The organism is Pseudomonas sp. NPDC089758 (assembly GCF_044748705.1).
Taxonomy (GTDB): Bacteria; Pseudomonadota; Gammaproteobacteria; order Pseudomonadales; family Pseudomonadaceae; genus Aquipseudomonas; species Aquipseudomonas putida_X.
Genome location: NZ_JBIVGN010000012.1, coordinates 38,951 through 62,655, shown reverse-complemented (window position 1 = coordinate 62,655; position 23,705 = coordinate 38,951). Strand labels below are relative to the sequence as shown.

The 23,705-nt window shown below is 60.7% G+C and carries 19 protein-coding genes and 1 tRNA gene; 4 read left to right on the top strand and 16 right to left on the bottom strand.

Annotated features, from left to right (window positions below; genetic code table 11):
• Positions 1-42 precede the first annotated feature (42 nt).
• From ACIPZH_RS17195 to ACIPZH_RS17185, 3 genes are all read right to left on the bottom strand, one after another.
• Entirely contained in the window at positions 43-837 is a 795-nt protein-coding gene (locus tag ACIPZH_RS17195; protein ID WP_400636993.1) for a carbon-nitrogen hydrolase family protein, read from the bottom strand.
• 14 nt (positions 838-851) lie between these two features.
• Positions 852-2,534: a flavin monoamine oxidase family protein gene (locus ACIPZH_RS17190; RefSeq protein ID WP_400636991.1), complete on the bottom strand. Its 1,683-nt coding sequence runs from the start codon at positions 2,532-2,534 to the stop codon at positions 852-854.
• A gap of 190 nt (positions 2,535-2,724) precedes the next feature.
• Positions 2,725-3,186, bottom strand: a complete 462-nt coding sequence (locus tag ACIPZH_RS17185; protein WP_012316578.1) for an Lrp/AsnC family transcriptional regulator — start codon at positions 3,184-3,186, stop codon at positions 2,725-2,727.
• A 124-nt stretch (positions 3,187-3,310) separates the two neighbouring features.
• On the opposite strand from ACIPZH_RS17185, the gene ACIPZH_RS17180 reads away from it, so the two are divergent.
• Entirely contained in the window at positions 3,311-3,868 is a 558-nt protein-coding gene (locus ACIPZH_RS17180) for a serine acetyltransferase (protein ID WP_400628759.1), read from the top strand.
• A 48-nt stretch (positions 3,869-3,916) separates the two neighbouring features.
• Here ACIPZH_RS17180 and ACIPZH_RS17175 read toward each other — a convergent pair whose 3' ends face one another.
• The 7 genes from ACIPZH_RS17175 to rpsU form a co-directional block, all read right to left on the bottom strand.
• Positions 3,917-5,251 (bottom strand): type II toxin-antitoxin system HipA family toxin, encoded by a 1,335-nt coding sequence (locus tag ACIPZH_RS17175; RefSeq protein WP_400636989.1) that lies wholly within the window; start codon positions 5,249-5,251, stop codon positions 3,917-3,919.
• 2 nt (positions 5,252-5,253) lie between these two features.
• Positions 5,254-5,514 carry a helix-turn-helix transcriptional regulator gene (locus ACIPZH_RS17170; RefSeq protein ID WP_400636987.1) on the bottom strand — a complete coding sequence of 87 codons (261 nt, stop codon included), beginning with the start codon at positions 5,512-5,514 and terminating at the stop codon, positions 5,254-5,256.
• 283 nt (positions 5,515-5,797) lie between these two features.
• Positions 5,798-5,874 (bottom strand) — tRNA-Ile (locus ACIPZH_RS17165).
• Positions 5,875-5,890: 16 nt separating this feature from the next.
• Entirely contained in the window at positions 5,891-9,634 is a 3,744-nt protein-coding gene (locus ACIPZH_RS17160) for an EAL domain-containing protein (RefSeq protein ID WP_400636985.1), read from the bottom strand.
• Between the two features lie 121 nt (positions 9,635-9,755).
• Complete coding sequence (gene rpoD, locus ACIPZH_RS17155; protein ID WP_241807057.1) at positions 9,756-11,606, bottom strand: RNA polymerase sigma factor RpoD; 1,851 nt, start codon at positions 11,604-11,606, stop codon at positions 9,756-9,758.
• A gap of 67 nt (positions 11,607-11,673) precedes the next feature.
• Positions 11,674-13,656 carry a DNA primase gene (dnaG, locus tag ACIPZH_RS17150; protein ID WP_349976501.1) on the bottom strand — a complete coding sequence of 661 codons (1,983 nt, stop codon included), beginning with the start codon at positions 13,654-13,656 and terminating at the stop codon, positions 11,674-11,676.
• 300 nt (positions 13,657-13,956) lie between these two features.
• The gene (rpsU, locus tag ACIPZH_RS17145) at positions 13,957-14,172 is read right to left on the bottom strand and encodes a 30S ribosomal protein S21 (protein WP_003255575.1); all 216 of its coding nucleotides are present in this window, start codon (positions 14,170-14,172) and stop codon (positions 13,957-13,959) included.
• 204 nt (positions 14,173-14,376) lie between these two features.
• On the opposite strand from rpsU, the gene tsaD reads away from it, so the two are divergent.
• The gene (tsaD, locus tag ACIPZH_RS17140) at positions 14,377-15,402 is read left to right on the top strand and encodes a tRNA (adenosine(37)-N6)-threonylcarbamoyltransferase complex transferase subunit TsaD (protein ID WP_400636983.1); all 1,026 of its coding nucleotides are present in this window, start codon (positions 14,377-14,379) and stop codon (positions 15,400-15,402) included.
• A 16-nt stretch (positions 15,403-15,418) separates the two neighbouring features.
• Here tsaD and plsY read toward each other — a convergent pair whose 3' ends face one another.
• A complete protein-coding gene (gene plsY, locus ACIPZH_RS17135) occupies positions 15,419-15,988 on the bottom strand; it encodes a glycerol-3-phosphate 1-O-acyltransferase PlsY (protein ID WP_267819226.1) in 570 nt (189 codons plus the stop codon).
• 74 nt (positions 15,989-16,062) lie between these two features.
• On the opposite strand from plsY, the gene folB reads away from it, so the two are divergent.
• Positions 16,063-16,419, top strand: a complete 357-nt coding sequence (folB, locus tag ACIPZH_RS17130) for a dihydroneopterin aldolase (RefSeq protein ID WP_241807061.1) — start codon at positions 16,063-16,065, stop codon at positions 16,417-16,419.
• Positions 16,410-16,919, top strand: a complete 510-nt coding sequence (gene folK, locus ACIPZH_RS17125) for a 2-amino-4-hydroxy-6-hydroxymethyldihydropteridine diphosphokinase (protein ID WP_241807062.1) — start codon at positions 16,410-16,412, stop codon at positions 16,917-16,919. Before folB ends, folK begins: the two co-directional genes overlap by 10 nt.
• Positions 16,920-16,978: 59 nt before the next feature.
• Here folK and ACIPZH_RS17120 read toward each other — a convergent pair whose 3' ends face one another.
• From ACIPZH_RS17120 to glpE, 5 genes are all read right to left on the bottom strand, one after another.
• A complete protein-coding gene (locus tag ACIPZH_RS17120; protein WP_400636980.1) occupies positions 16,979-18,091 on the bottom strand; it encodes a multifunctional CCA addition/repair protein in 1,113 nt (370 codons plus the stop codon).
• A 58-nt stretch (positions 18,092-18,149) separates the two neighbouring features.
• The gene (locus tag ACIPZH_RS17115) at positions 18,150-19,718 is read right to left on the bottom strand and encodes a SpoVR family protein (RefSeq protein ID WP_241807064.1); all 1,569 of its coding nucleotides are present in this window, start codon (positions 19,716-19,718) and stop codon (positions 18,150-18,152) included.
• Positions 19,715-20,986: a YeaH/YhbH family protein gene (locus ACIPZH_RS17110; RefSeq protein WP_012316567.1), complete on the bottom strand. Its 1,272-nt coding sequence runs from the start codon at positions 20,984-20,986 to the stop codon at positions 19,715-19,717. The genes ACIPZH_RS17115 and ACIPZH_RS17110 overlap by 4 nt, the downstream gene beginning before the upstream one ends.
• 177 nt (positions 20,987-21,163) lie before the next feature.
• Positions 21,164-23,086: a PrkA family serine protein kinase gene (locus ACIPZH_RS17105; protein WP_012316566.1), complete on the bottom strand. Its 1,923-nt coding sequence runs from the start codon at positions 23,084-23,086 to the stop codon at positions 21,164-21,166.
• Positions 23,087-23,367: 281 nt separating this feature from the next.
• Entirely contained in the window at positions 23,368-23,697 is a 330-nt protein-coding gene (glpE, locus tag ACIPZH_RS17100) for a thiosulfate sulfurtransferase GlpE (protein ID WP_241807065.1), read from the bottom strand.
• Between the last annotated feature and the right edge of the window lie 8 nt (positions 23,698-23,705).

Below are 23,705 nucleotides of genomic sequence, written 5' to 3'. Positions count from 1 at the left end.
GCTCCGGGTCAGGCACACATGCTAACAAATTTGTTGGCCCTCTCAGCCTCGCCGCAGATGCAACTCCTGGCGCAGATCGGCGAGGTAAGGAAATGCTTTACGTCCCTGCACCACCTGCTCTTGCGCCAAGTCCGCCAGCAACTGGCACTCCTCCCGACCGGCCATGGCCAGCACGCTGCCATCCGGCGCGATGATGCTGCTCTGGCCGCAGTACTGGATTTCGCCCTCGGCCCCGCAATAGTTGGCATACACCAGGTAGCACTGGTTTTCCTGTGCCCGGGAGCGCACGGTTACCTGACAGACAAAATCATACGGTGCCATGTTCGCGGTCGGCACCAGGATCAGCTCAGCGCCGTCCAGCGCCAGGCGCCGGGCATTTTCCGGGAACTCGATGTCGTAGCAGATCAGCAGCCCGACCTTCCAGCCTTCCAGCTCGACCACCGGAAAGTGGTCGGCGCCCGCACTGAACATGCCGCGGTCCAGCTCACCGAACAGGTGCGTCTTGCGGTAGTTGCACAGGCTACGGCCATGAGCGTCGATCAGTTGCACGCTGTTGTAGATCGCGCCATCGTCAGTGCGCTCCGGGTAGCCATAGACGATGGCGATGCGATGCGCCTGGGCGATCTCCACCACCTCCATGGCCGCTGGGCCATCATTGGCCTGCGCCAGGCGCTCTACCTGTGCCAACCCGATGTTGTAGCCGCTCAGGAACATCTCCGGACACACCAGCAACTGTGCGCCACGCTCGGCCGCCAAGTGCGCCTGGTGGCGCAGCCGTTGCAGGTTGCCGGGCACATCCAGCGGGTTGGGTGCACCCTGGAACAGAGCGATGCGCATGCTGCCTCCTTGTCTCAGTCTGCCAGGGCGATTGGCCCGATTTCGTCGAACACATCGCCCGGGCCTGGATTGTCCGGATGGGTCTGGCCACCGAAGTGGTTCATGATACCCCACACCGCATTGAGCGACGTCTGCACCGCCCCTTCGACCCAGGCCGGGGTCCACGATACGTCGTCGCCGGCGATGAACATCCCGCGTTGCTCGATGGGCATGTCCTGCTGCATGAAGTGCGCGTACATCCGTTGGTTGTAGCGGTAGTGGCCGGGCAGTGCGCCCTTGAATGCACCGAGGAAGTGCGGGTCGGCCTCCCAGGAAATGGTGATCGGGTCGCCGATGATATGCCCGGCGATATCGGTCTTGGGGTAGATCTTCTTCAGTGCATCCAAGGCCAGCTGCACGCGTTTTTCCACGGGGTGCGGGAGCATCTTCAGGGCGTCGCTCATCCAGGCGTAGGACAGGCAGATCACGCCCGGCTTGTCGTCGCCGTTATCGAACAGGTAGGTGCCGCGGGTGAGCCGATCAGTGAGGGTCATGCTCATCAGGTCGCGGCCGGTTTGCGGGTCCTTGTCCTTCCAGAACGGCCGATCGACCATGACGAAGGTCTTCGACGATTGCATGTAACGGGTGCGGTCCAGGGCCATCCACATCTTTTGCGAGAACAGCGATTCTTCACAATCGATCTGGGTGGTCAGCAACCAGCTCTGGCAGGTGGCGAGCACGGCGCCGTAATGGCGAGTGTCGCCCCAGTTGTCGGTGACGGCGAGGCGCCCGTCGGCTGCGCGGGCAATGCGTTTTACCCCAGTGCGCGGTGCGCCGCCATGCAGCGCGCTCAGGCTGGTGCCCTCGGGCCAGTGGGCGCAGCGCTGCGGTACATGGCGCCAGATGCCCTGTGGTACCTGCTCCACACCACCGACGATCAGGTGCTGGTGGTCGTCGCAGTTGGTCATCACTACCCGGAAGATTTCCAGCATCGAGTTGGGGAAGTCCGAGTCCCATCCACCTGTGCCGAAGCCGACCTGGCCAAACACCTCGCGGTGCTGGAAGCTCAGTTGGGCGAACGAGCGCGAGGTTGCGACGAAGTCGTAGAAGGTGCGGTCGTCCCACAGCGGTACCAGCTTGTTCCACAACGCTTTGAGGCGCGGAACATCGCGATCGCGGATCGCCTGCTGGATATCGGCGAACTGCGCGCCGCTTTCCAGCGCGTCGGCCCAGGCATCGGCCACTTCATGGAACAGTTTGGGCAGATCGCTGACTGTTTCGGCGTAGTAGGTCTGGCCTTCCAGGTCGATCACCGTGCTGCCGGATGCCGGTGTCAGTGGGTTGGGGAAGGGCTTGGTTTCCAGGCCCAGCATGTCGACATAGTGGTAGAAGGCGGTGGAGGACACCGGAAAGCGCATGCCCCCGAGCTCGGCGATGATTCCGTCGGTGCCGTTGAAGGCCTGCGAGCGCAGTCGGCCACCCATCTTCGAGGCCTCATACACCACAGGCTTGAGCCCCAGCTTCATCAGCTCGTAGGCCGCCACCAGGCCTGCGATACCGGCACCGACGATAGCGACTTCCTCCCCGTGGCGATCAGCCGGAATGCTGCCCAGCCCAGCCGGGTGTTCCAGCCACTCGTCGAAGCCGAACGGGAAGTCCGGGCCGAAGATGGTGATGGGTTTCTTGCCGTCGGCCGGGTGGCGGTTTTTCTTGTTCATTGCAGTGACCTTGCCAGAGCGGCTGCGCAGGGGCGGAGCCTGAGTATAGGAGATGCCTGGTGGTCATTTTAGGGCGACGGGTGTTCGTAATTAAGATGCAAAGCGTCGTCGTATTGGCGTTTTATTTGTCATAACGACATGTGTATCAATACTTTTGACGATTGATGCTTAGCGCCTGCACTGCTACCAACTAGACGGGCTGGCCGCGGTCCACTTTGCTGCTGAGGATGATCGAGGTGGTGGTCTTCTCCACGCCTTCTACGCTGCCAATCTGGTCCAGCAACTGGTCCAGTTGTTCTGGCGAGTCGCTGCGCAGCCAGGCTACGTAATCGAACTCGCCGCTGACCGCGCACAATTGCTGCACTTGCCCCATGGCAGCCAGGCGGCGCACGACCTCCTTGCCGGAACGCGGTTGCACCTTGATCCCGACATAGGCTTGCAAGCCACCATCGGCCAGGCGCTGGCCCAGGCGTACGCCATATCCGGTGATGACTTTGCCCTTCTCCAGGCGCGCCAGGCGCGAGTTGACGGTGGTGCGAGCGATACCCAGGTGGCGGGCAAGGGTGGCGACGCTTTCGCGGGCATTGATCTGCAGCAGGGCGATCAGTTGGTGATCGATGTCATCGAGGGCGATTTGGCGGGGATTCGACATGGCGAGTCTCTACAGTGGGCTTGCAAGCCTAGCCAGGCTGCAGTGACCAGGGCAAGACAAAGTGCTGATGCGTGGCTGGCTTGATTGCGGCATCATGGATGGCTGATTCAAGTGGGCCCACGTCGTGAATTTCGAAACCTTGCTGGAATGCTGGCGACATGAGGTCTCCAACAAGAAAAAGCCCGGACGCCGTATCAGTCTGTTGTGCAACGTGCTGCGTCGAGCGCGCAAGGACAACAAGCTGCGCTTTCTTTTCGCCTATCGCCTGGCGCAGTACCTCGATGGTCGCGGCGGCCTGAGCAGGCGATATGCCCGCGGCATGCAGCAGCGGCTCAACCTCAAGTACGCCGTGGATATCGACATCGGTGCGCAAATAGGCCCAGGCCTTCGTATCGCCCATCTGCCAGGTGTGGTGATCACTGGCCAAGTAAGCATCGGGCGTAATTTTTTGATACGGCAGAATTGCTCGGTCGGCATCAAGACCCTCGGCCTGGACCATTACTCGCTGTGCATAGGCGAAAACGTCAGCCTTGGTGCCAATAGCTGCATCATTGCTGACCAGATCAGCATCGGCGACAACGTAATCATCGGGGCCATGTCTCTGGTGACTCAAGACATTCCTTCCGATAGCACCTTCTACAACCCGCGCCAGCGGCACATGCCGCGACGGCGGGATGCTTGAGCGCGTGGAAATGAACAAAGCCGCAGCCGTTGGCCCCGCGCTATAAATTCAGCGCTTCTTTGCCAGCAATTCAGAGCGGCCAATCACCTCTCGGCTGCATTCTGGGGTGCGCGGCCCTGAGAAGCCGGCGTCTTCAATGGCGGTATCCAAGCCGCGAAAGTGCGGGGCGGCTTTGGGGCTGCGTAGTGTCTCCATACCCTCGTTCCAGGCATGCACCATGTGTTTGGCCATATCGCGCCAGGCAGGCTCGTTTTTCGCAGCTTCGATCACTTCTGTGCCGACCGCAACGGCTGACTCGCAGAGTTGCTCGACCATGGCGGCATACTGGCGCGGTGGAATACCTAGGACGGCTTTGAAAAAGGTTTCCAGCGAACGGCCTGGTGCCCAGGTTTGTCTGCCGGCTACGGACAGGCCTGGTGGATTGCTGGCGAAGCGCGGGTAGGCCTGCGTGGTCACAAGGTCATAGATCGGAGTAAAGGCCACATCAGCACGCGAGGTGTAAAACAGCGCAATGTTCTTCGCGTGGCAGTCAGCATTGCGTACCACGTAGTTGGTCAGCAGCTGCCAGCCCAGGTGCTCGCGTTGCGCTTGCAGACTACCAGCGGGAATATAGGCCCGGGTGGCCTTCCACACCCGCTCGGTGGTGGGCGCGTACTTTTCATGTGGCGGTAAACCAAGCAGCCCACAGGCATCTTCGACTCCGTAGCGGGGGATGCCGTGCGCGTCGACGTCGAAGCGATCCACTACCAGGACTTTGCCGTCTTCAGACATGCGACAGGTGGCGACAGGCACGACATTCAGCCGGGCCAGTACACGCATGGTGTAGAACTCGTTGAAGCCCAGAAAAGGGGTCGTGTCGTCGGATCCCTTGATGATGTGCGAATTGGTACGCAGTGTCGGTTTCCCCAGCGGCTCCCGAGGTGCGACGGCGTCGCTGGCGATGAACTTAGGCACGACCCCCGACACGGCTACCCGCGCGTATTGCCGCACCAGTGCGGCAAAGCGTTCGTTGGTGTTTTCTGCCTTGAGGAGGTGTTCTATCTCGAGTGGGGCGATATCGACGCCAGGCTGGACCCCTTCAGGCGTGACTGAGACTCTGCCGATGCCGGTGCCACCCACGACGCCCAGCAGCGAAAGGTCGGTGCCATCAAGCAGCGGGCCGAACTCTTCGCGGATAACGCCCAGTAAATACCCTTCGGGCAGGTTCTGGCGGAAAAACGGGAACAGGTCACGGGGCCAGCGCCATGCTTCTTCGCGAACCGGCATAGTCAGGCTGACGAAGTCTTCCGCTGTGCTGCCTGGCAGGTATTTCAGCACGTATTCATCGCGCTCCCGATAGAGCTTGGCCACTAGTCTTGAGCTGACGTGCACATCGAGAATCATGCTCACGTGTTCCCTGACCGCTGCTCGCTAAGGATGTCTTCAACAGTGCGCTGGTGTCCGGCTTTGACTAGCTTCAGGTCGTAGCCGGCTGCTTCCAGCAGGCGAACCAGCACTGAAACACTCATATCGCCTTTGGCCAGTGTTTCCATACGTGCCACGGTCGTGCGCGAGACGCCGGCACGTCCGGCCAGCGCTTCCTGGCTCAGCTTCGCCTCACCACGCGCCTGTTTCAGCATTTCGGAGACATCGTAGAGAGAAGTCATTTGTAGCCCTTGGGCACCAAAAATAGGCGTAATGCTGAAAAATGTAGCCCGTAAGCTACATTCGAGCAAGTGTCGCCAAGACTAATTATGTAGCTCATAGGCTACATAGTGCGTGGGTCAGCGTGATTTTGTAGCCCAGGGGGTACAAGGCCACAGGTATTGCTCAGTATCTGTATTGCAGGTGCTGTTAGCTTTTGCGCGCCCTACCTCACAGCCCTGGCGTGCTATTTCTTTCTGCGCAAAGCGGATATGAAAAAGCCGCGCAAGTGCGCGGCTTTGGAGATGGTGGGCCCACACGGACTCGAACCGTGGACCAAAGGATTATGAGTCCTCTGCTCTAACCAACTGAGCTATAGGCCCTCAGTAAGTGCCCGGATTATAACGAGGGTTTCGAAAGCGTGCCATCCGAAAGATCGGTTAGTGCTATGCGAAGAAACGTCGCTGCGAAATCATCGGGTGGCAGCGGCAGGCTGACGATATAGCCTTGGATCTGTTCACAGCCCTCTGCGGCCAGGAATCGTTGCTGCGCCTGGTTCTCCACCCCTTCGGCGATGATGGTCAACTGCATGCTGCGCCCCAGTGCGATGATGGCGCGCGCGATGGCTGCATCGTGCGGGTCGTCCGGCAAACCGCGGATGAACGACTTGTCGATCTTGAGGATGTCGAGTGGCAGGCGCTTGAGGTAGCTCAGGGATGAATAACCGGTGCCGAAATCATCGATTGCCAGTTGCACACCCAGCTGCTTTAGCTGGTGGAGCACGGCCAGGGCTTCTTCGGCCTGGCTCATGATGAAGTTCTCGGTAATTTCCAGCTGCAGGTCGCCCGCCTTCAGTTGGTAGGTCTTGAGCAACTGCTCGATGCGCTTGGCCAGGCCATGGTGGCGCAGCTGTGCACCTGCGAGGTTGATCGACAGCGGGCCAAAGGCTTGGTAGTGCTTCTTCCACTGGTGCATCTGCCGGCAGGCCTGCTCCAGCACCCAGTCGCCGAGCTGCAGGATGGTGCCGTTCTCTTCGGCGAGGTGGATGAAGTGCTCTGGCGGCACTTCGCCGAAGGTGGGGTGGCTCCAGCGGATCAACGCTTCTGCGCCCACCAAGGTCTGGGTCTTGAGGCTGAACTTGGGCTGGTAGCACAGGCTCATTTCGTTACGCTCTATGGCCCGGCGCAGCTCGTGCTCCAGGGCAATACGTTCGCTGGCCTGGGCTGTGAGGTCGCGGGTGTAGGCTTCGACACGGTTGCGGCCTTTGGCTTTGGAGCGGTACATGGCGGCGTCGGCGTTGCGGATCAGCGTGGCGACGTCGGTGCCGTCCTGAGGGTAAAGGCTGATGCCGATACTGGCACTGGTGAAAAACTCGTGTTCGCCGGCCTGGAAGGGCGCGCTGAAGCAGGACAGCAGTTTGTTGGCGATGGCGCTGGCATCACTGGGTTTGTGCAGGCCCGGCAGCAGGATGATGAATTCGTCGCCACCCAGGCGCGCCACGGTATCGACGTCGCGCACTTGCTCTTTGAGACGCTGGGCGATGCCCTTGAGCAGCAGGTCGCCGACCGGATGGCCAAGGCTGTCGTTGATGTGCTTGAAGCGATCAAGATCAAGGAACAGCACCGCGCCCTGGCGGTTGGATGCTTGCGAGCAGGTAAGCACGGCCTGCAGGCGGTTCTCGAACAGCGCGCGGTTGGGCAGGCCGGTAAGTGGGTCGTGGTGGGCCTGGTAATCGAGTTTGGCCTGAGCATGCTTGAGGCTGGAGATATCGGCGAACACGGCGACGAAGTGTGTGATATCGCTGTCGCTGTTGCGCACGGCGCTGATGGTCAGCCAGCCCGGGTAAAGCTCGCCATTTTTGCGTTTGTTGTAGATCTCGCCCTGCCAATGGCCTTCTGCTGTGAGCTGATGCCACATGGCCGCGTAAAAGGCGCTGTCGTGCTGGCCGGAGGCGAGCAGGCGCGGGGTCTGGCCCAGGGCTTCAGTCTCGTTGTAGCCGGTGATTTCGCTGAACGCACGGTTTACCGCGCTGATGCGCTGGTCGATATCGGTGATCAGAACGCCTTCGGCGGTATTTTCGAAGACGGTGGCGGCAAGTTGCAGTTTTTCCTGCATCAAATGGCGCTCGGTGATATCGCGGGCAATGGTCAGCATGCAATCGACGCCGGCAATCGGCAGTGGCCGTGCGGACAGTTCGCACAGGCGGATCTGCCCGTCGCTGCGGCGGATATGGCAGCTGAAATCGCGCACGAAACCATCACGGGTGAGTTGAGTGATCAGGCGTTTGCGTTCGTTGAGGTCGACCCAGATGCCCAGGTCAAAGGACGTCTGGTCAAGGGCAGGGTCAAGGTCGTAGCCGGTCAGCCGGCAGAAACCCTCATTTACCTCCATCAGCAGGCCATCGCTCTGGCGCGACAGCAGCAGGCCATCCGGGGAGGCGTGGAAGGCCTTGGCAAATTTCTCTTCAGAGGTTTGCAGTTGCTGCTGGGTTTCCTTCAGCTGGCTGATGTCGCGTACCGCGACGACGAAGGCCAGGGTGCCATCGAGCTCGAAGGTTTCGGCAGAGGTCAGGCCTGTGAACAATTGGCCATTGCTGCGCCGGAAGCTCATTTCCAGGTTGCGGATGCCACCTTGGTGCAGGCGTTCGAGCAGCAGTGGCCCGGCACCTTGCGTACCCCACAAGTTCAGCTCTGTGGCGGTGCGGCCAACCACTTGGCCTGGGGTCAGGCCGATCTGCTCTTCGAAAGCTTCGTTGACCTCCAGCAGGCACCCATCACTGTGGCGTGCAATCAACAGGATGTCGGGGCATTGCTGGAATACCGAAGCGAACTTCTGCTCCGAGAGGCGCAGGGCGTCTTCGGTGCGCTTGGTTTCGCTGATGTCGATCATCAGCCCGCGCATCACAGGCCGGTGGCCATGCTCGATCATGCTGACGATATTGCGCACCCAGAGGGAATGACCATCGGCACGCATCACCCTGTAATCGAGGCTGTGGTCGCGCCCGGCTGCGGTTTCACTTTCGCAGTAGGCCTGGGCCCAGAGTGCATCCTCCGGGTGCAGGATGCTGCGCCAGAAGCCCGGTTTGAGCCATTCGTGCAAGGGGTAGCCAAGCAGGTCTTCGGCATGGGGTGAGACGTAGCTATAGGTGAAGTCATTGGCGTCAGCTTCCCAGGCGATAGCTGAGAGGCTTTCGATCAGCCCACGGTAATGGTACTCGCTGCTGCGCAGTTCCTGTTCCAGGGCGATGCGCCTGGATATTTCCGAGCTGAGGCGGCGGTTGATGCGGATCACCACGGCCAGAATGGCGATCAGCAAAAGTACGGCGGGCAGGCCGTACATGAGCATGTCGTGCCAGAACGTGCGTTGATCGACCACATTGCCGACCCAGCGTTGCTGAATCTGCCTGATCTCTTCACTCGACATGTCGGCCATGACCTTGTCGAGGATGCCGATCAAGACCTTCTTGTCACGCGGTGCGGCCATGGCCAACTGATAGCGGTAGGGCGTTTCGCCGCTGACATAAAGGCCGTCCAGCTTAAGCTGGCGCAGGCTCCAGATGCTCGAGGCGAGGTCGCCGACCACGGCATCCACCTCATCGGTGGCCAGGGCCTGCAAGGTCGAGCTTACATTGGGCATGGCGACCAGGTTGAGATCGGGATGGTGGGTACGCAGCAGCTCATGTGGAGCGTAATTTTCCACCACGGCGATTTTCAGGCCGTAAAGGTCTTTCAGTGTGCGGGGTTGCTGGCCGCCTTCATGGGCCAGGATGACGATGGGGAAATCCAGATAAGGGCGGGTGAAGGCCAGATAGCCCTGCCGTTCGGGAGTTGACATGACGCCGGGTAAAAGGTCGATGCGGCTTTCGCGCGCTTGTTGAAGCACCTCGGTCCAGGTGCTGGGTTCGACCGGTTTGAATGCCACGCCCAGACGTTCCTGAAGCATGGCGATGTAATCGGCGGCCAATCCCTGGTACCGGCCTTCCTGGTCACGAAATTCGAACGGTGGCCAGGAGGCGTCGACGCCTAGCTTCAACTGCGGGTGGGCAGTGAGCCAGGTTTTTTCCTCGTCTGTCAGGGTCAGGGCGCCGGCCGTTGTGTTCCACAGGATCAGGAGCAGCAACAGAATGGCCGGCATTGGCGGCATGGCAGCCTCGTATTCAGGTGGTCTGAATTCGAGTGTAGACGGGCATTCACCCCGAAGGGTAGCTACTTGCCACGACCTTTTGTCACATAAGAAAAACCCCGGCCTGGGCCGGGGTTCGTCATCACTCGTCGAGGAAGGATCGCAGGTGCTCGCTGCGCGTAGGGTGGCGCAATTTGCGCAACGCTTTCGCTTCGATCTGACGGATCCGTTCACGGGTCACGTCGAACTGCTTACCCACTTCTTCGAGGGTGTGGTCGGTGTTCATGTCGATACCGAAACGCATGCGCAGCACCTTGGCTTCGCGTGCGGTCAGGCCCGAAAGCACGTCACGGGTCGCTTCCTTGAGGCTTTCGACCGTGGCCACGTCGATCGGGGACTGCATGGTCGAGTCCTCGATGAAGTCGCCCAGGTGCGAATCTTCATCGTCACCGATCGGGGTTTCCATGGAGATCGGCTCTTTGGCGATCTTCAGGACCTTGCGGATCTTGTCCTCAGGCATCTCCATGCGCTCACCGAGCTCTTCCGGGGTCGGTTCGCGACCCATTTCCTGCAGCATCTGCCGGGAAATACGGTTGAGCTTGTTGATCGTCTCGATCATGTGCACCGGGATACGGATGGTGCGTGCCTGGTCAGCGATCGAGCGGGTAATCGCCTGACGAATCCACCAGGTGGCGTAGGTCGAGAACTTGTAACCGCGACGGTATTCGAACTTGTCCACCGCTTTCATCAGGCCGATGTTGCCTTCCTGAATCAGGTCGAGGAACTGCAGGCCGCGGTTGGTGTACTTCTTGGCGATGGAGATCACCAGACGCAGGTTCGCCTCGACCATTTCTTTCTTGGCGCGGCGGGCCTTGGCCTCACCGATGGACATGCGGCGGTTGATGTCCTTGATCTCGGCAACGGTCAGGCCGGTCTCGGTTTCAAGGTCGATCAACTTTTGCTGGCAGGCAACGATGGCGGCGTCCTTTTCACCCAGGGCAGCAGCCCATTTGGTGTTGCGCTTGGCCAGGTCACCGCTCCAGGTCTGGTCGGTCTCGTTGCTCGGGAACAGGCGCAGGAAGTCGGCACGCGGCATGCGCGCATCACGTACGCACAGTTGCATGATGGCACGCTCTTGCTGACGCAGACGGGCCAGGGCATCACGAACGCGCTCGACCAGTACGTCGAACTGCTTGGGCACCAGCTTGATCGGCATGAACAGATCGGCCAGGGCCTGCATTGCGCCAATGCTCTCGGCGTGGCTGCGGCCATGCTTTTTCAGCACCTTGAGGGTGATGGCGAGCTGATCCGATACCGCGCCGAAACGCTGGGCTGCAACGACTGGGTCCGGACCGCTTTCGGTCTCTTCCTCATCGTCACTGCTGTCGTCGCTTTCTTCCTCGTCGTCGGCCTCTTCCTTCGCGGCTGCGGCCTTGGCGCCAGGGATCGGCACTTCTTCGGTCGGCGCGGCGATATTGTCGTCAGGGTCGATGTAACCGCTGAGAACGTCGGACAGACGCCCACCTTCGGTGGTCACGCGATCGTATTCACTGAGGATGTAGTCAACAGTGCCCGGGAAGTGGGCGATAGCGCCCATCACTTCACGGATGCCTTCCTCGATACGCTTGGCGATTTCGATTTCGCCTTCGCGGGTCAGGAGCTCGACGGTACCCATTTCGCGCATATACATGCGCACAGGGTCGGTCGTGCGGCCGATATCGGTTTCAACGGCCGCCAACGCGGCAGCGGCTTCTTCGGCCGCGGCTTCGTCGGTGTCGGCTTCCGCCAACAGAAGGGCATCCGCATCCGGAGCACTCTCGAATACGTTGATCCCCATGTCGTTGATCATGCGGATGATGTCTTCCACCTGTTCAGGATCTGAAATATCCTCAGGCAGGTGGTCGTTGACCTCCGCGTAAGTCAGGTAGCCCTGCTCACGACCGCGGGTGATCAACTCTTTGATACGAGACTGCTGTTGCGCTTTTCCGGACATAACACCCTATCCACTGAAGGTCTTGGCGGGCAAAAAACAAGCCGAGGATTATACCCGAGCATGGGCCTCACGCGCCAGATGAGGTCGGCGTTTGTGCGGGAACATTCCGGCTCAGCAGGGCGAGAAGCTGAGATTTTTCCTCGCTGCTCAACTCGCTTTGACGTGCTTTCCTGAGCAGATGTTCCAGGCTGCGCTCGCGTTGGCGGGCGGACAAGCTAGTTATAGTGTCGAAAAACTGTTGTTCAAGGTTGTCGGCTACGATCAGCCATTCCTTTTCCGCCAAGGCTCGCAGCAAGCGGCCCTGTTCGGTGCCGTGCCAGCGTGCGATCAGCTGCATTGAGCTTAGCCCAGGATTTTTTTGCGCGGCCTCGATCAGTGCCACCAGCAGCTGGCTGTAGAGGTGCTCTTCGTCGGCAAAGTGGCTGGCGTCCTCGACTTTGCCGGCCAGCAGCGGGTGGTGCAGCAGTGTGCGCAAGGCCGCAAGGGTCGGGGGCTCCACCGGTGCTGGCGTGCGTGGCGGGGCGTCATCACGCTGCTGCCACGGCTTGCCTCCTTTGCGGTTCTTGTCCCAGGGTTTGTCACTCCACGGCTTCTTGCCGCCCCCCTTGTTTGGCTTCCACTGCTGCTCCTGCTGCGCCGGGGCGTAGTCGTGCTGCGGCATGTCGCCATAGTCGGGGGTGTAGCTGGCCATGGCATCGTAGTCGTAGCCCGGGTCGTAGTCCGGCACGCTGTTGCTGGCAGGCGCCTGCTGGGCCAACTGCTCGACCTGTTGAGGGTCGAGGCCGGTGATTTCCTTCAGGCGGTTACGCATCAACTGACGCAGGTTGGCGCCGGGGATTTTTTCGATCAACGGTGCAGCGAGGGTGGCCATGTGCGCCTTGCCCTCAAGCGAGCGCGGATCGGCCTCGACGCTCAGTTGCTCGAAGAAATAGTCGGCCAGCGGTTGGGCGTGCTGGTTGATGCGTGCCATGAAGGCATCGGTGCCTTCTGCGCGCACCAGGCTGTCCGGGTCTTCGCCTTCGGGCAGGAACAGGAAGCGCGCGCGGCGCCCGTCCTGCAGTGCCGAGAGGGTCGACTCCAGGGCACGCCAGGCGGCCTTGCGCCCGGCCTGGTCGCCGTCGAAGCAGAACAGCACGCTGGGCACCACGCGAAACAGGCGCTTGAGGTGTTCTTCACTGGTGGCGGTGCCGAGTGTGGCTACGGCGTTGCGCAGGCCTTGCTGGGCAAGGGCGATGACATCCATGTAGCCCTCGACGACGATGATCTCGTCCAGGTTGCGGTTGTGCTTGCGCGCCTCATACAGCCCGTAAAGTTCCTGGCCCTTATGGAATACCGGGGTCTCCGGGGAGTTGAGATACTTGGGCTTGTCGTCGCCCAGAACCCGGCCGCCAAAGGCGATGATGCGCCCGCGGCTGTCGCGTATCGGGAACATCACCCGGTCGCGGAAGCGGTCGTAGCGTTTGCCGCTTTCGGCGTTTTCGATCAGCAGGCCGGCGTCGATCATCACCTTCTGTTGCAGGGTGTCCGCGCCCAGGTGCTTGAGCAGGTTGTCCCAGCCAGGTGGCGCGAACCCCAGACCGAAGTCGCGGGCGATTTCGCCCGACAGGCCGCGACCCTTGAGGTAATCCACTGCTGCCTTGCGGGTGGGGTGGCTGCGCAGGGCCTGGCGGTAGAATTCCGAGGCGGCATCCAGCAGCGGGTAGAGCGGGGAGTCTGTTGGCTGTCGCGGCTTCTGGCCGCGCCGGCCTTCCTCGCGGGGTACCTCCATGCCTGCGGCACGGGCCAGCTCCTCGACCGCCTGGGGGAAGTCCAGGTTGTCGTGGTCCATGACGAAACCCAGGGCGTTGCCACCTGCGCCGCAACCGAAGCAGTAGTAGAACTGCTTGTCCGGGCTCACCGTGAAGGAGGGGGTTTTCTCTTTGTGGAACGGGCAGCAGGCGGAGTAGTTCTTGCCGGTCTTTTTCAGCTGGACACGCGAACTTACCACGTCGACGATGTCGAGGCGGTTGATCAGGTCGTCTATGAAGCTTTGGGGAATCAGCCCGGCCATGGCAGTCTCGTCATCTGGCAACTGGCAAGTCTAATCGCTAGCGCGCCGTTAGGGGCAAGAGCTGCTAGGGGATGTGCGAGGGAATGTGTGCTCGTCGGTAGCCTCCAGGTTAACCAGGGGCTCGTCAGTGAGGACGTGCACGACTGGTCGGAACCAGCTCTGACGTTGTGATGCACTTTGCCCATTGCAAGTTGCGATGGACGCCTTGAGCTAGCTGCTCAAGGTTGAAACAAACCGCTGCCATCGGCCCGGCGGTGAGCCGGGCAGGGCAGAAGCTTTGCGTAGAACGGCTGTACTGTATTAGTACAGACGAACGGCGCGGCGCTGTTCGCGCTGAACTTTCTTGGCGTGACGCTTAACAGCAGCAGCTGCTTTACGCTTACGCTCGGCGGTCGGCTTCTCGTAAAACTCGCGGCTACGAACTTCAGCCAGTACACCGGCTTTTTCGCAGGAGCGCTTGAAACGACGCAGAGCTACGTCGAAGGGTTCGTTCTCTTTAACTTTGACGGCTGGCATCCAGGGCTACCTTAATTCATTACCGGGGTAGACGTGCTCCTGGCAAAACAAAGGTGTGCTGGAGAACGTCGGTTTTCAAGGGTTGCGGATGTTAACCCTTAGCAAGCCGGAATGCAAAGCCTCTGATCGAAAACCGCTGGTCGGCACCCGGCACGGGGACTATCATGCGCGGCTTCGAAATCAGCCCCCACAAGGGACGAGCCCATGCTAGTACTGGGATTGGAAACATCCTGCGACGAAACCGGCGTCGCATTATACGACAGCGAGCGCGGTTTGTTGGCCGATGCGCTGTTCAGCCAGATCGACCTGCACCGCGTGTTTGGTGGGGTGGTACCCGAGCTTGCCTCGCGGGACCACGTCAAGCGCATGCTGCCCCTGATCCGCCAGGTGCTGGACGAGGCGGGCTGCGTGGCTACCGAGATCGACGCCATCGCCTACACCGCAGGCCCTGGCCTGGTCGGAGCGCTGCTGGTGGGGGCCTCCTGTGCCCAGGCGCTGGCGTTCGCATGGGATATCCCGGCGATCGGCGTGCACCATATGGAAGGCCATCTGTTGGCGCCCATGCTTGAGGAGAACCCTCCGCAGTTTCCGTTCGTCGCTTTGTTGGTGTCCGGGGGGCATACCCAGCTGGTTCGGGTCGATGGCGTCGGCCAATACGAGTTGCTGGGCGAGAGCCTGGATGACGCTGCTGGCGAAGCGTTCGACAAGACTGCCAAGCTGATCGGCCTCAATTACCCAGGCGGCCCGGAAATCGCTCGCCTGGCCGAGCGCGGCGTGGCGGGGCGTTTTGTGTTCCCGCGGCCGATGACCGACCGTCCGGGCCTGGCCTTCAGTTTCAGTGGCCTCAAGACGTTCGCCCTGAACACCTGGCAGCAGTGCCGCGATGCTGGCGACGACAACGAGCAAACCCGTTGCGACGTGTCCCTGGCGTTCCAGCAGGCTGTGGTGGAGACTCTGACCATCAAGTGCAAGCGCGCACTCAAGCAGACCGGCCTCAAGCGCCTGGTGATCGCCGGTGGCGTGAGCGCCAACAAGGCATTGCGTGCGTCCCTGGAGGACATGCTCGGCAGTATCAAAGGCAACGTGTACTACGCCCGTCCCCAGTTCTGTACCGACAACGGCGCAATGATCGCCTATGCCGGTTGCCAGCGGTTGCTGGCCGGGCAGCAGCAGGACCTGGCGATCAGCGTGCAGGCGCGCTGGCCGATGGAGCAGTTGCCGCCGTTGTAAACCGCTTGCGCGTGCGTCAGAAGTGGCGTTCGCGCCCGGCTAACAGGTCGCGCAGGTTATTGCGGTGGCGCCAGACGATCATCACGGTCAGTACGCTGATCGGCAGCAGGGCCGCTGGCTCGCGCCAGGCCAGCAGTGGCAGGGTCAGTGGTGTGGCGATCAGCGCGGCCAGCGAGCTGGTGCGGGTGAGGTAGAACGTCAGCAGCCAGGCGGCGATGGCCAGTAGTGCGGCGGGGAAATACAGGCCCATGAGCATGCCGGCCGCCGTGGCCACACCCTTGCCACCCTGGAAGCGGAAGTACACTGGGAACAGGTGGCCGAGCACCGCGCAGACGCCTACCCAGGCCTGCTCTTGCAGGTCGAGCCCGGCCAGGCGTGCCAGCATTACGGGCAGCAAGCCCTTGCACAGGTCGCCAAGCAGGGTCAGGATCGCCATTTTGCGGCCCGCCAGGCGTAGCATGTTGGTGGCGCCGGCATTGCCAGAGCCGCAGGAGCGCGGGTCCGGGCTGCCCGAAAGGCGGCTTAGGACGATGGCGAAGGACAGCGAGCCGAGCAGGTAGGCGAGCAGCGCCAGTAACCAAAACATGCTAACTATTCCGGGCGAGGACGCCCTGATTCTAACGGCGCCAGTCGCCCTTGTCGTGCTGTGGAGAGAAGTGCTTGGACAGAGTATTCATCGAAGGCCTGGAAGTCGATACCGTCATCGGTGCCTATGACTGGGAACGGGATATTCGCCAGTGCCTGCGCCTGGACCTGAGTTTCGCCTGGGACAATCGCCCGGCAGCGGCTGGCGATGATCTGAACCTGGCGCTGGACTATGCCAGTGTTTCGGCGCGTATCCAGGCGTTTGCCGAGCAGGCGCGTTTCGAGCTGGTCGAGACGTTCGCCGAGCGGCTGGTCGCGGTCCTGATGGCAGAGTTCCACATCCCTTGGGTGCGGCTCAAGCTGACCAAGCCGGGCGCGGTGCCTGCGGCCCGTGGCGGTGTTGGTGTGGAGATCGAGCGCGGATGTCTCTGAGCACGGTTTACCTGGGCCTGGGCAGCAACATCGACCGCCATGCGCACCTGTGCGCCGGGCTCGATGCATTGGCGGCGATCCTCTGCGACCTGCGTTGTTCTCCGGCGTTCGAAAGCCAGCCTGTGGGGATCAAGAGCGGTCCATTCATCAACTTCGTGGTGACGGGCAAGACAGACCTTGGGTTGATGGAGCTGGACCGCCGGCTCAAGTTCATCGAGGCTGACAATGGCCGCTACGCGCCCGACCGCAAGGGCCTGCCGCTGGATATCGACGTGCTGATGTATGACGATCTGCATGGCACGTTCGATGGGCTGGTATTGCCCAGGGCCGAGATTCTGAAGAACGCTTTCGTGCTATGGCCATTGGCGCTGCTGGCGCCCGAGCTGGTACACCCGGGGGAGGGTAAAAGCATGGCCCGCTTGTGGCAGGAAGCGAATATCGACCAGGTGCTGGCGCCGGTTGCCTTTGAATGGCGCGGTTTGCAGCTTACCAGCGCCTGAGCCCGGGTGCTTCGCGGCTCGTACTGACCCTACGCGGGTAAGTACGAGCCAGTGAGCGATCAGTTTACAGCTGTGGTTTTGTAGGCTTTCAGTGCCTCCAGGCGCTTGTGCCTCAGCGCCTCTCCCAATGCCTGCCCGGTCAGCCCTGCTTCTACGAGCGGCTTCGCTTCTACCGCTCTGGCTGCCGTTGCCGCGGCGCGCAGGTAATCCGCCTGTGGATAAGCCTCTGCGTTTGCCTGTGCAACCATCTGGCACACGGCAATGAAATCCTCGAAGCGCTGTGGCCGCCGATACACGTCGAACCTCTGAAGTAGCGCCAACATCGCTTCAGGGTCGAGCTCCAAGGCCTTGTGGCCGAGACCGGCGCATTCGCTCACCAGCATGGCCATCTCCTGGCATTCACGCGGCGCCTTGAAGCGTTGGTTCAGTGCCTTGATTGCAGCTGGGCTCAGGTCATGCAGCAGGCAGGCCCAGCGAATATGCAGTGGCTGATGGTGTTTGGCTGCTTGCGTCAAGGCAGCCAGCGAAGCCGCATCTCCCTCAAGCTCAGGCATCAGTTGTTCAAGGGCTGTGCAGTCGCGCAGCACGTTGATGAACACCTGTGGCTCGTCTTCCATCAGCGCGCGCTCGATCTCTTTCCAGCTGCGTTCAGCCGTGAGCGCCTGCAGTTCGCCAGAAGTCGCGATCTGCTTCATCAGCTGCAGTGTTTCATCGGCGACCCTGAACCCCAACGGCGCATAGCGTGCGGCGAAGCGGGCAACACGCAGCACGCGCAAGGGGTCTTCGGCGAATGCCGGAGACACGTGGCGTAAAATGCGCTGCTCAAGATCGGCTTGGCCGTTAAAGGGGTCCAGCACCTGTCCCTGATCATCCTCGGCCATGGCGTTGATGGTGAGGTCACGCCGGATCAGGTCTTCCTCAAGGGTCACCTCGGGGCTGGCATGGAAGGTAAAACCGCCATAGCCGCGCCCGCTCTTGCGCTCGGTGCGCGCCAAGGCATATTCCTCGCCCGTCTTGGGGTGCAGGAAAACCGGGAAGTCAGCGCCTACTGGGCGAAAGCCCTTGGCGTGCATTTCTTCGACGCTGGTACCCACGACCAGCCAATCGATGTCACTGACGGGGAGCCCGAGCAGGCGGTCGCGCACGGCGCCGCCGACTTTGTAGATTTGCATGTGCAGCCTCCATTACTGCCCACAGGATAACCTGTCGGCAGCAAGGGTGGGGTGCAGGCTAGAGGTGGTGGATGACGGCCAGGTCCATCCGGCCGTAGTCGCCGGCTTCGCCGTGCTCGCCACGCGGTGGCATGTGGTGGGTCTTGACCACCTGATCGCCTTGCACGGTTTCCAGGTGGATATCGAAGCCCCAGAGGCGGTGCAGGTGCTTGAGCACCTCATCGGTGGAATCACCCAGCGGTTTGCGGTTGTGCTGCTGGTGGCGCAAGGTCAGGGACCGGTCGCCACGACGGTCGATGCTCCAGATCTGTACGTTGGGTTCGCGGTTGCCCAGGTTGTACTGGGCTGCGAGTTGCTCGCGTATGGCCCGGTAGCCGGCTTCGTCATGGATCGCCGGCACCAGCAGGTCGTCGCGCTGGTCGTCATCCAGGATGCTGAACAGCTTGAGGTCGCGGATCACCTTGGGAGACAGGTATTGCAGGATGAAACTCTCGTCCTTGAAGCTGCTCATGGCGAACTTGATGGTCGACAACCAGTCACTGCCGGCAATGTCGGGGAACCAGCGGCGATCTTCCTCGGTAGGGTTTTCGCACATGCGGCGGATGTCGGTGTACATGGCGAAGCCCAGGGCATAAGGGTTTATGCCGCTGTAGTAGGGGCTGTCGAAGCCGGGCTGGAACACCACGCTGGTGTGCGACTGAAGAAATTCCATGATGAAACCGTCGGTGACCAGGCCTTCGTCGTACAGGTCGTTCATCAGGGTGTAGTGCCAGAAGGTTGCCCAGCCTTCGTTCATGACCTGTGTCTGGCGTTGCGGGTAGAAGTACTGCGCGATCTTGCGCACGATGCGCACCACTTCGCGCTGCCAGGGCTCAAGCAAGGGTGCGTGTTTTTCGATGAAATAAAGGATGTTTTCCTGGGGTTCGGCGGGGAAGCGTGCATCATCACGCTCGCCGCCTTTTTCCGCGCCTTTGGGAATGGTGCGCCACAGGTCGTTGATCTGGCGTTGCAGGTGCTCCTCGCGCTCCTTCTGGCGGCGCCGCTCCTCTTCGGCGGAGATCGGGTAGGGGCGTTTGTAGCGGTCCACGCCGTAGTTCATCAAGGCGTGGCAGGAGTCGATCAGGTCCTCGACAGCATCGATGCCGTGGCGCTCTTCGCATTGGGCGATGTACTGCTTGGCGAACACCAGGTAGTCGATGATCGAACTGGCATCGGTCCATGTGCGGAACAGGTAGTTGCCTTTGAAGAAGCTGTTATGGCCATAGCAGGCGTGGGCGATCACCAGTGCCTGCATGCACATGGTGTTTTCTTCCATCAGGTAGGCGATGCACGGGTCGGAGTTGATCACGATTTCGTATGCCAGGCCCATCTGGCCACGGCTGTAGGACTTCTCGGTGCTGAGAAACTGTTTACCGTAGGACCAGTGGTGATAGCCCAGCGGCATGCCGACGGATGCATACGCGTCCATCATCTGCTCGGCCGTGATCACTTCGATCTGATTGGGGTAGGTGTCCAGGGCATAACGTTCGGCCAGGCGGCTGATTTCCCGATCGTAGGTCTGGATCAGCTCGAACGTCCACTCGGACCCGGTGGAAATGGGTTGGCGTCTCTGTGCTCTGGCGGTCATGTGGCTAACCTGCGCTGGAAGAGTTCACGGAAGACCGGGTAAATGTCACCGGCCGAAACCAACTGCTGCTGGGCGAACGTGTCGGGGAACGCTTCGCCGATACGCTCGTATTCGTACCACAGCGCCTGATGCTCGCGGGGGGTGATCTCCACGTAAGTGTAGTACTGCACATGCGGCATGATCTGTTTGGAAAGGATCTCACGGCAGATGGGCGAGTCGTCGTTCCAGTTATCGCCGTCGGACGCCTGGGCGGCATAGATGTTCCAGTCGCTGGCCGGGTAACGTTCGGCCATGATCTCCTGCATCATCTTCAGTGCACTGGAAACGATGGTGCCACCGGTCTCGCGGGAATAGAAGAACTCTTCTTCGTCCACTTCGCGGGCACTGGTGTGGTGGCGGATGAACACCACCTCGATGCGGTCATAGTTGCGCTTGAGGAACAGGTACAACAGGATGAAGAACCGCTTGGCGATGTCTTTGGTGGCCTGGGTCATCGAGCCGGACACGTCCATCAGGCAGAACATCACGGCCTTGGAGCTGGGGTTGGGCTGCTTAACCAGCAGGTTGTACTTGAGGTCGAAGGTGTCGAGGAACGGCAGGCGGTTGATGCGGGCTTTGAGCCGCTCGATCTCTTGCTCGACCTCCTGGATATCGGTGAAGTTGTCCGGCTCCTCGACCTTCAAACGGGCCAGTTCCTTCTGCGCCTCGCGAAGCAGTGCACGGCTGCTGCCGGTCAAGGCGATACGCCGTGCATGGGCCGAGCGCAGGGTGCGCACGATGTTGATGCGCGACGGGTTGCCTTCGTTGGCGATACCGGCGCGCACTGTCTTGAAGGTGTCGGCACCTGTCAGGTGACGTTTGACCAGGTTGGGCAGTTCGAGGTCTTCGAACATGAATTCGAGGAACTCTTCCTGGGTGATCTGGAATACGAAGTCATCCATGCCCTCGCCGGAGTTGCCTGCCTTGCCGCGGCCACCACCACCGCCCCCGCCCTGAGGCCGGGCGATATGTTCGCCAGCGGTGAATTCCTTGTTGCCCGGATGCACGATGGTCTGCTTGCCGCCGCGGCCATGGTGCAGCACCGGTTCGTCGATGTCGCGTCCCGGGATGCTGATCTGCTCGCCGTGTTCCATGTCCATGATGGAGCGACGGCTTACGGCCTCTTCGACGGCTTTCTTGATATGTTCACGGTAACGCCGCAAGAAACGCTGGCGATTGACCGTGCTTTTGTTCTTGCCGTTCAGGCGTCGGTCGATAACGTAGCTCATGGTCCCTCCGGTGACTGGATGCAGCTGCAACTGCAAGCCACAAGCTTCAAGCCACAAGCTTCAAGAAAGAGCAGCCAGCGTGGCTGCAAGCTGTGGCGTCGGGGTTCAACCGAGCGCCGGACAGCTCGCAGCGTGCCGCTGGCGGCTTGGAGCTTGCTGCAGGGGCAGCTTGCCGCTTTATTGCGATTTCCTGACCCGCAGGTACCATTCCGACAGCAGGCGCACCTGTTTGTCGGTGTAGCCACGCTCCACCATCCGCGTGACGAAGTCGTTGTGTTTCTGTTGATCTTCTTTGCTGGCCTTGGCGTTGAAACTGATGACCGGCAGCAGGTCTTCGGTGTTGGAGAACATTTTCTTCTCGATCACCACCCGCAGCTTCTCGTAGCTGAGCCAGCTAGGATTCTTGCCGTTGTTATTGGCACGGGCACGCAGTACGAAGTTGACGATTTCGTTGCGGAAATCCTTCGGATTGCTGATGCCGGCCGGTTTTTCGATCTTTTCCAGCTCTTCGTTCAGGGCAATGCGGTTGAGGATCTCGCCCGTTTCCGGGTCGCGGTATTCCTGATCCTGGATCCAGAAATCGGCGTACAGCACGTAGCGATCGAAGATGTTCTGACCGTATTCGCTGTAGGACTCCAGGTAGGCGGTCTGGATTTCTTTGCCGATGAACTCGATGTAGCGGGGCGCCAGGTATTCCTTCAGGTAGCGCAGGTAGCGTTCGCGCACTTCAGCTGGGAACTGCTCCTGTTCGATCTGCTGTTCCAGCACATAGAGCAGGTGCACCGGGTTGGCCGCCACTTCGTGCGGGTCGAAGTTGAACACCTTGGAGAGGATCTTGAAGGCGAAACGGGTGGACAGGCCGTTCATGCCTTCATCGACACCCGCAGAATCGCGGTACTCCTGGATCGACTTGGCCTTGGGGTCGGTATCCTTGAGGTTTTCGCCATCGTAGACCCGCATCTTGGAGTAGATGTTGGAGTTCTCCGGCTCTTTGAGGCGTGAGAGTACGGTGAACTGAGCGAGCATCTTGAGCGTATCGGGTGCGCAATGGGCCTTGGCCAGCGAACTGTTGACCAGCAGCTTGTCGTAGATCTTGATTTCGTCGCTCACGCGCAGGCAGTACGGCACCTTGACGATGTAGATCCGGTCGATGAACGCTTCATTGTTCTTGTTGTTGCGGAAGGTGTGCCACTCCGATTCGTTGGAGTGGGCCAGCAGGATCCCTGAATAAGGGATCGCGCCCAGGCCTTCGGTACTGTTGTAGTTGCCTTCCTGGGTGGCGGTCAGCAGCGGGTGCAGGACTTTGATGGGCGCCTTGAACATCTCGACGAATTCCATCAGGCCCTGGTTGGCCCGGCACAACGCACCCGAGTAGCTGTAGGCGTCGGCATCGTTCTGCGGGAATTCCTCGAGCTTGCGGATATCCACCTTGCCGACCAGCGCCGAGATGTCCTGGTTGTTTTCGTCGCCGGGTTCGGTCTTGGCGATCGCGATCTGGTTGAGTATCGAGGGGTAGAGCTTGACCACCCGGAACTTGCTGATATCGCCACCGAACTCCTGCAGGCGCTTGGTGGCCCATGGCGACATGATGGTGTTCAGGTAGCGCCGCGAGATGCCGTATTCCTCTTCGAGAATGGCGCCATCTTCAGTGGCGTTGAACAAGCCCAGCGGCGACTCGAAAACGGGCGAGTCCTTGATCGCGTAGAAAGGGACCTTTTCCATCAGCTGCTTGAGTTTTTCGGCCAGCGACGATTTACCGCCACCTACCGGGCCCAGCAGATAGAGGATCTGTTTCTTCTCTTCCAGGCCTTGAGCGGCGTGGCGGAAGTAGGAAACGATCTGGTCGATGCACTCTTCCATGCCGTGGAAGTCGGCAAAGGCCGGATACCGGCGGATCACCTTGTTGGAGAAGATTCGCGACAGTCTGGAGTTGCTTGAGGTGTCGATCAGTTCCGGCTCGCCGATGGCCAGCAACAGCCGTTCAGCCGCCGATGCGTAGGCACTGCGATCCTCTTTGCACAGCTCGAGGTACTCCTGCAGCGAGAGTTCTTCCTGGCGCGTAGACTCGAAACGTTGTTGGAAGTGGCTAAAAATACTCATGACGTCACCTCGCTCGATACGTGGAGACGACGCCGGATCAGTCAGCCGATGCTGGCATGCAACCGGGCTTGCCGATTGCTGTATACCCCCCAGAACACCCTGTAACGCTACCGATGACCCGCACGCCGGTGTACCGGCTCTCCCCTTTTTTGGATGGCCTGCGCTTAAGAATAGTTGGTTATCCGCAAGGTCAAGGGCAAGCGGCGCAGAAGTTGTCGGCGACCGTTCGTCAGGTGAGGCGCAAGCCCGCGTGGGGCGCGGGCTGGAGTGAAATTAAAAAATTATTCAGGGGTGCCTTGTGCGGTGTGGTCGGGGTAGGTGGCGCGCCACAGCTCGAAGCCGCCATCGATGCTGTAGACGTCGGAAAAACCTTGCCCGACCAGGTACGCGGCCGCGCTCTGGCTGGAGTTGCCGTGGTAGCAGACCACCAGGGTCGGGGCATCCAGGTCGGCATTGCGGATGAAGTCAGCAACCGAATGGTTGTCCAGGTGCCGGGCCCCGGCGATGTGGCCGGCGGCATAGGCCTGCGGGTCGCGAATGTCGACGACGACCGCACCTTGTGCGCGCAAGGCCAGGGCCTGCTCGGGAGGGATGCGTTTGAATTCGCTCATGGGTAAGG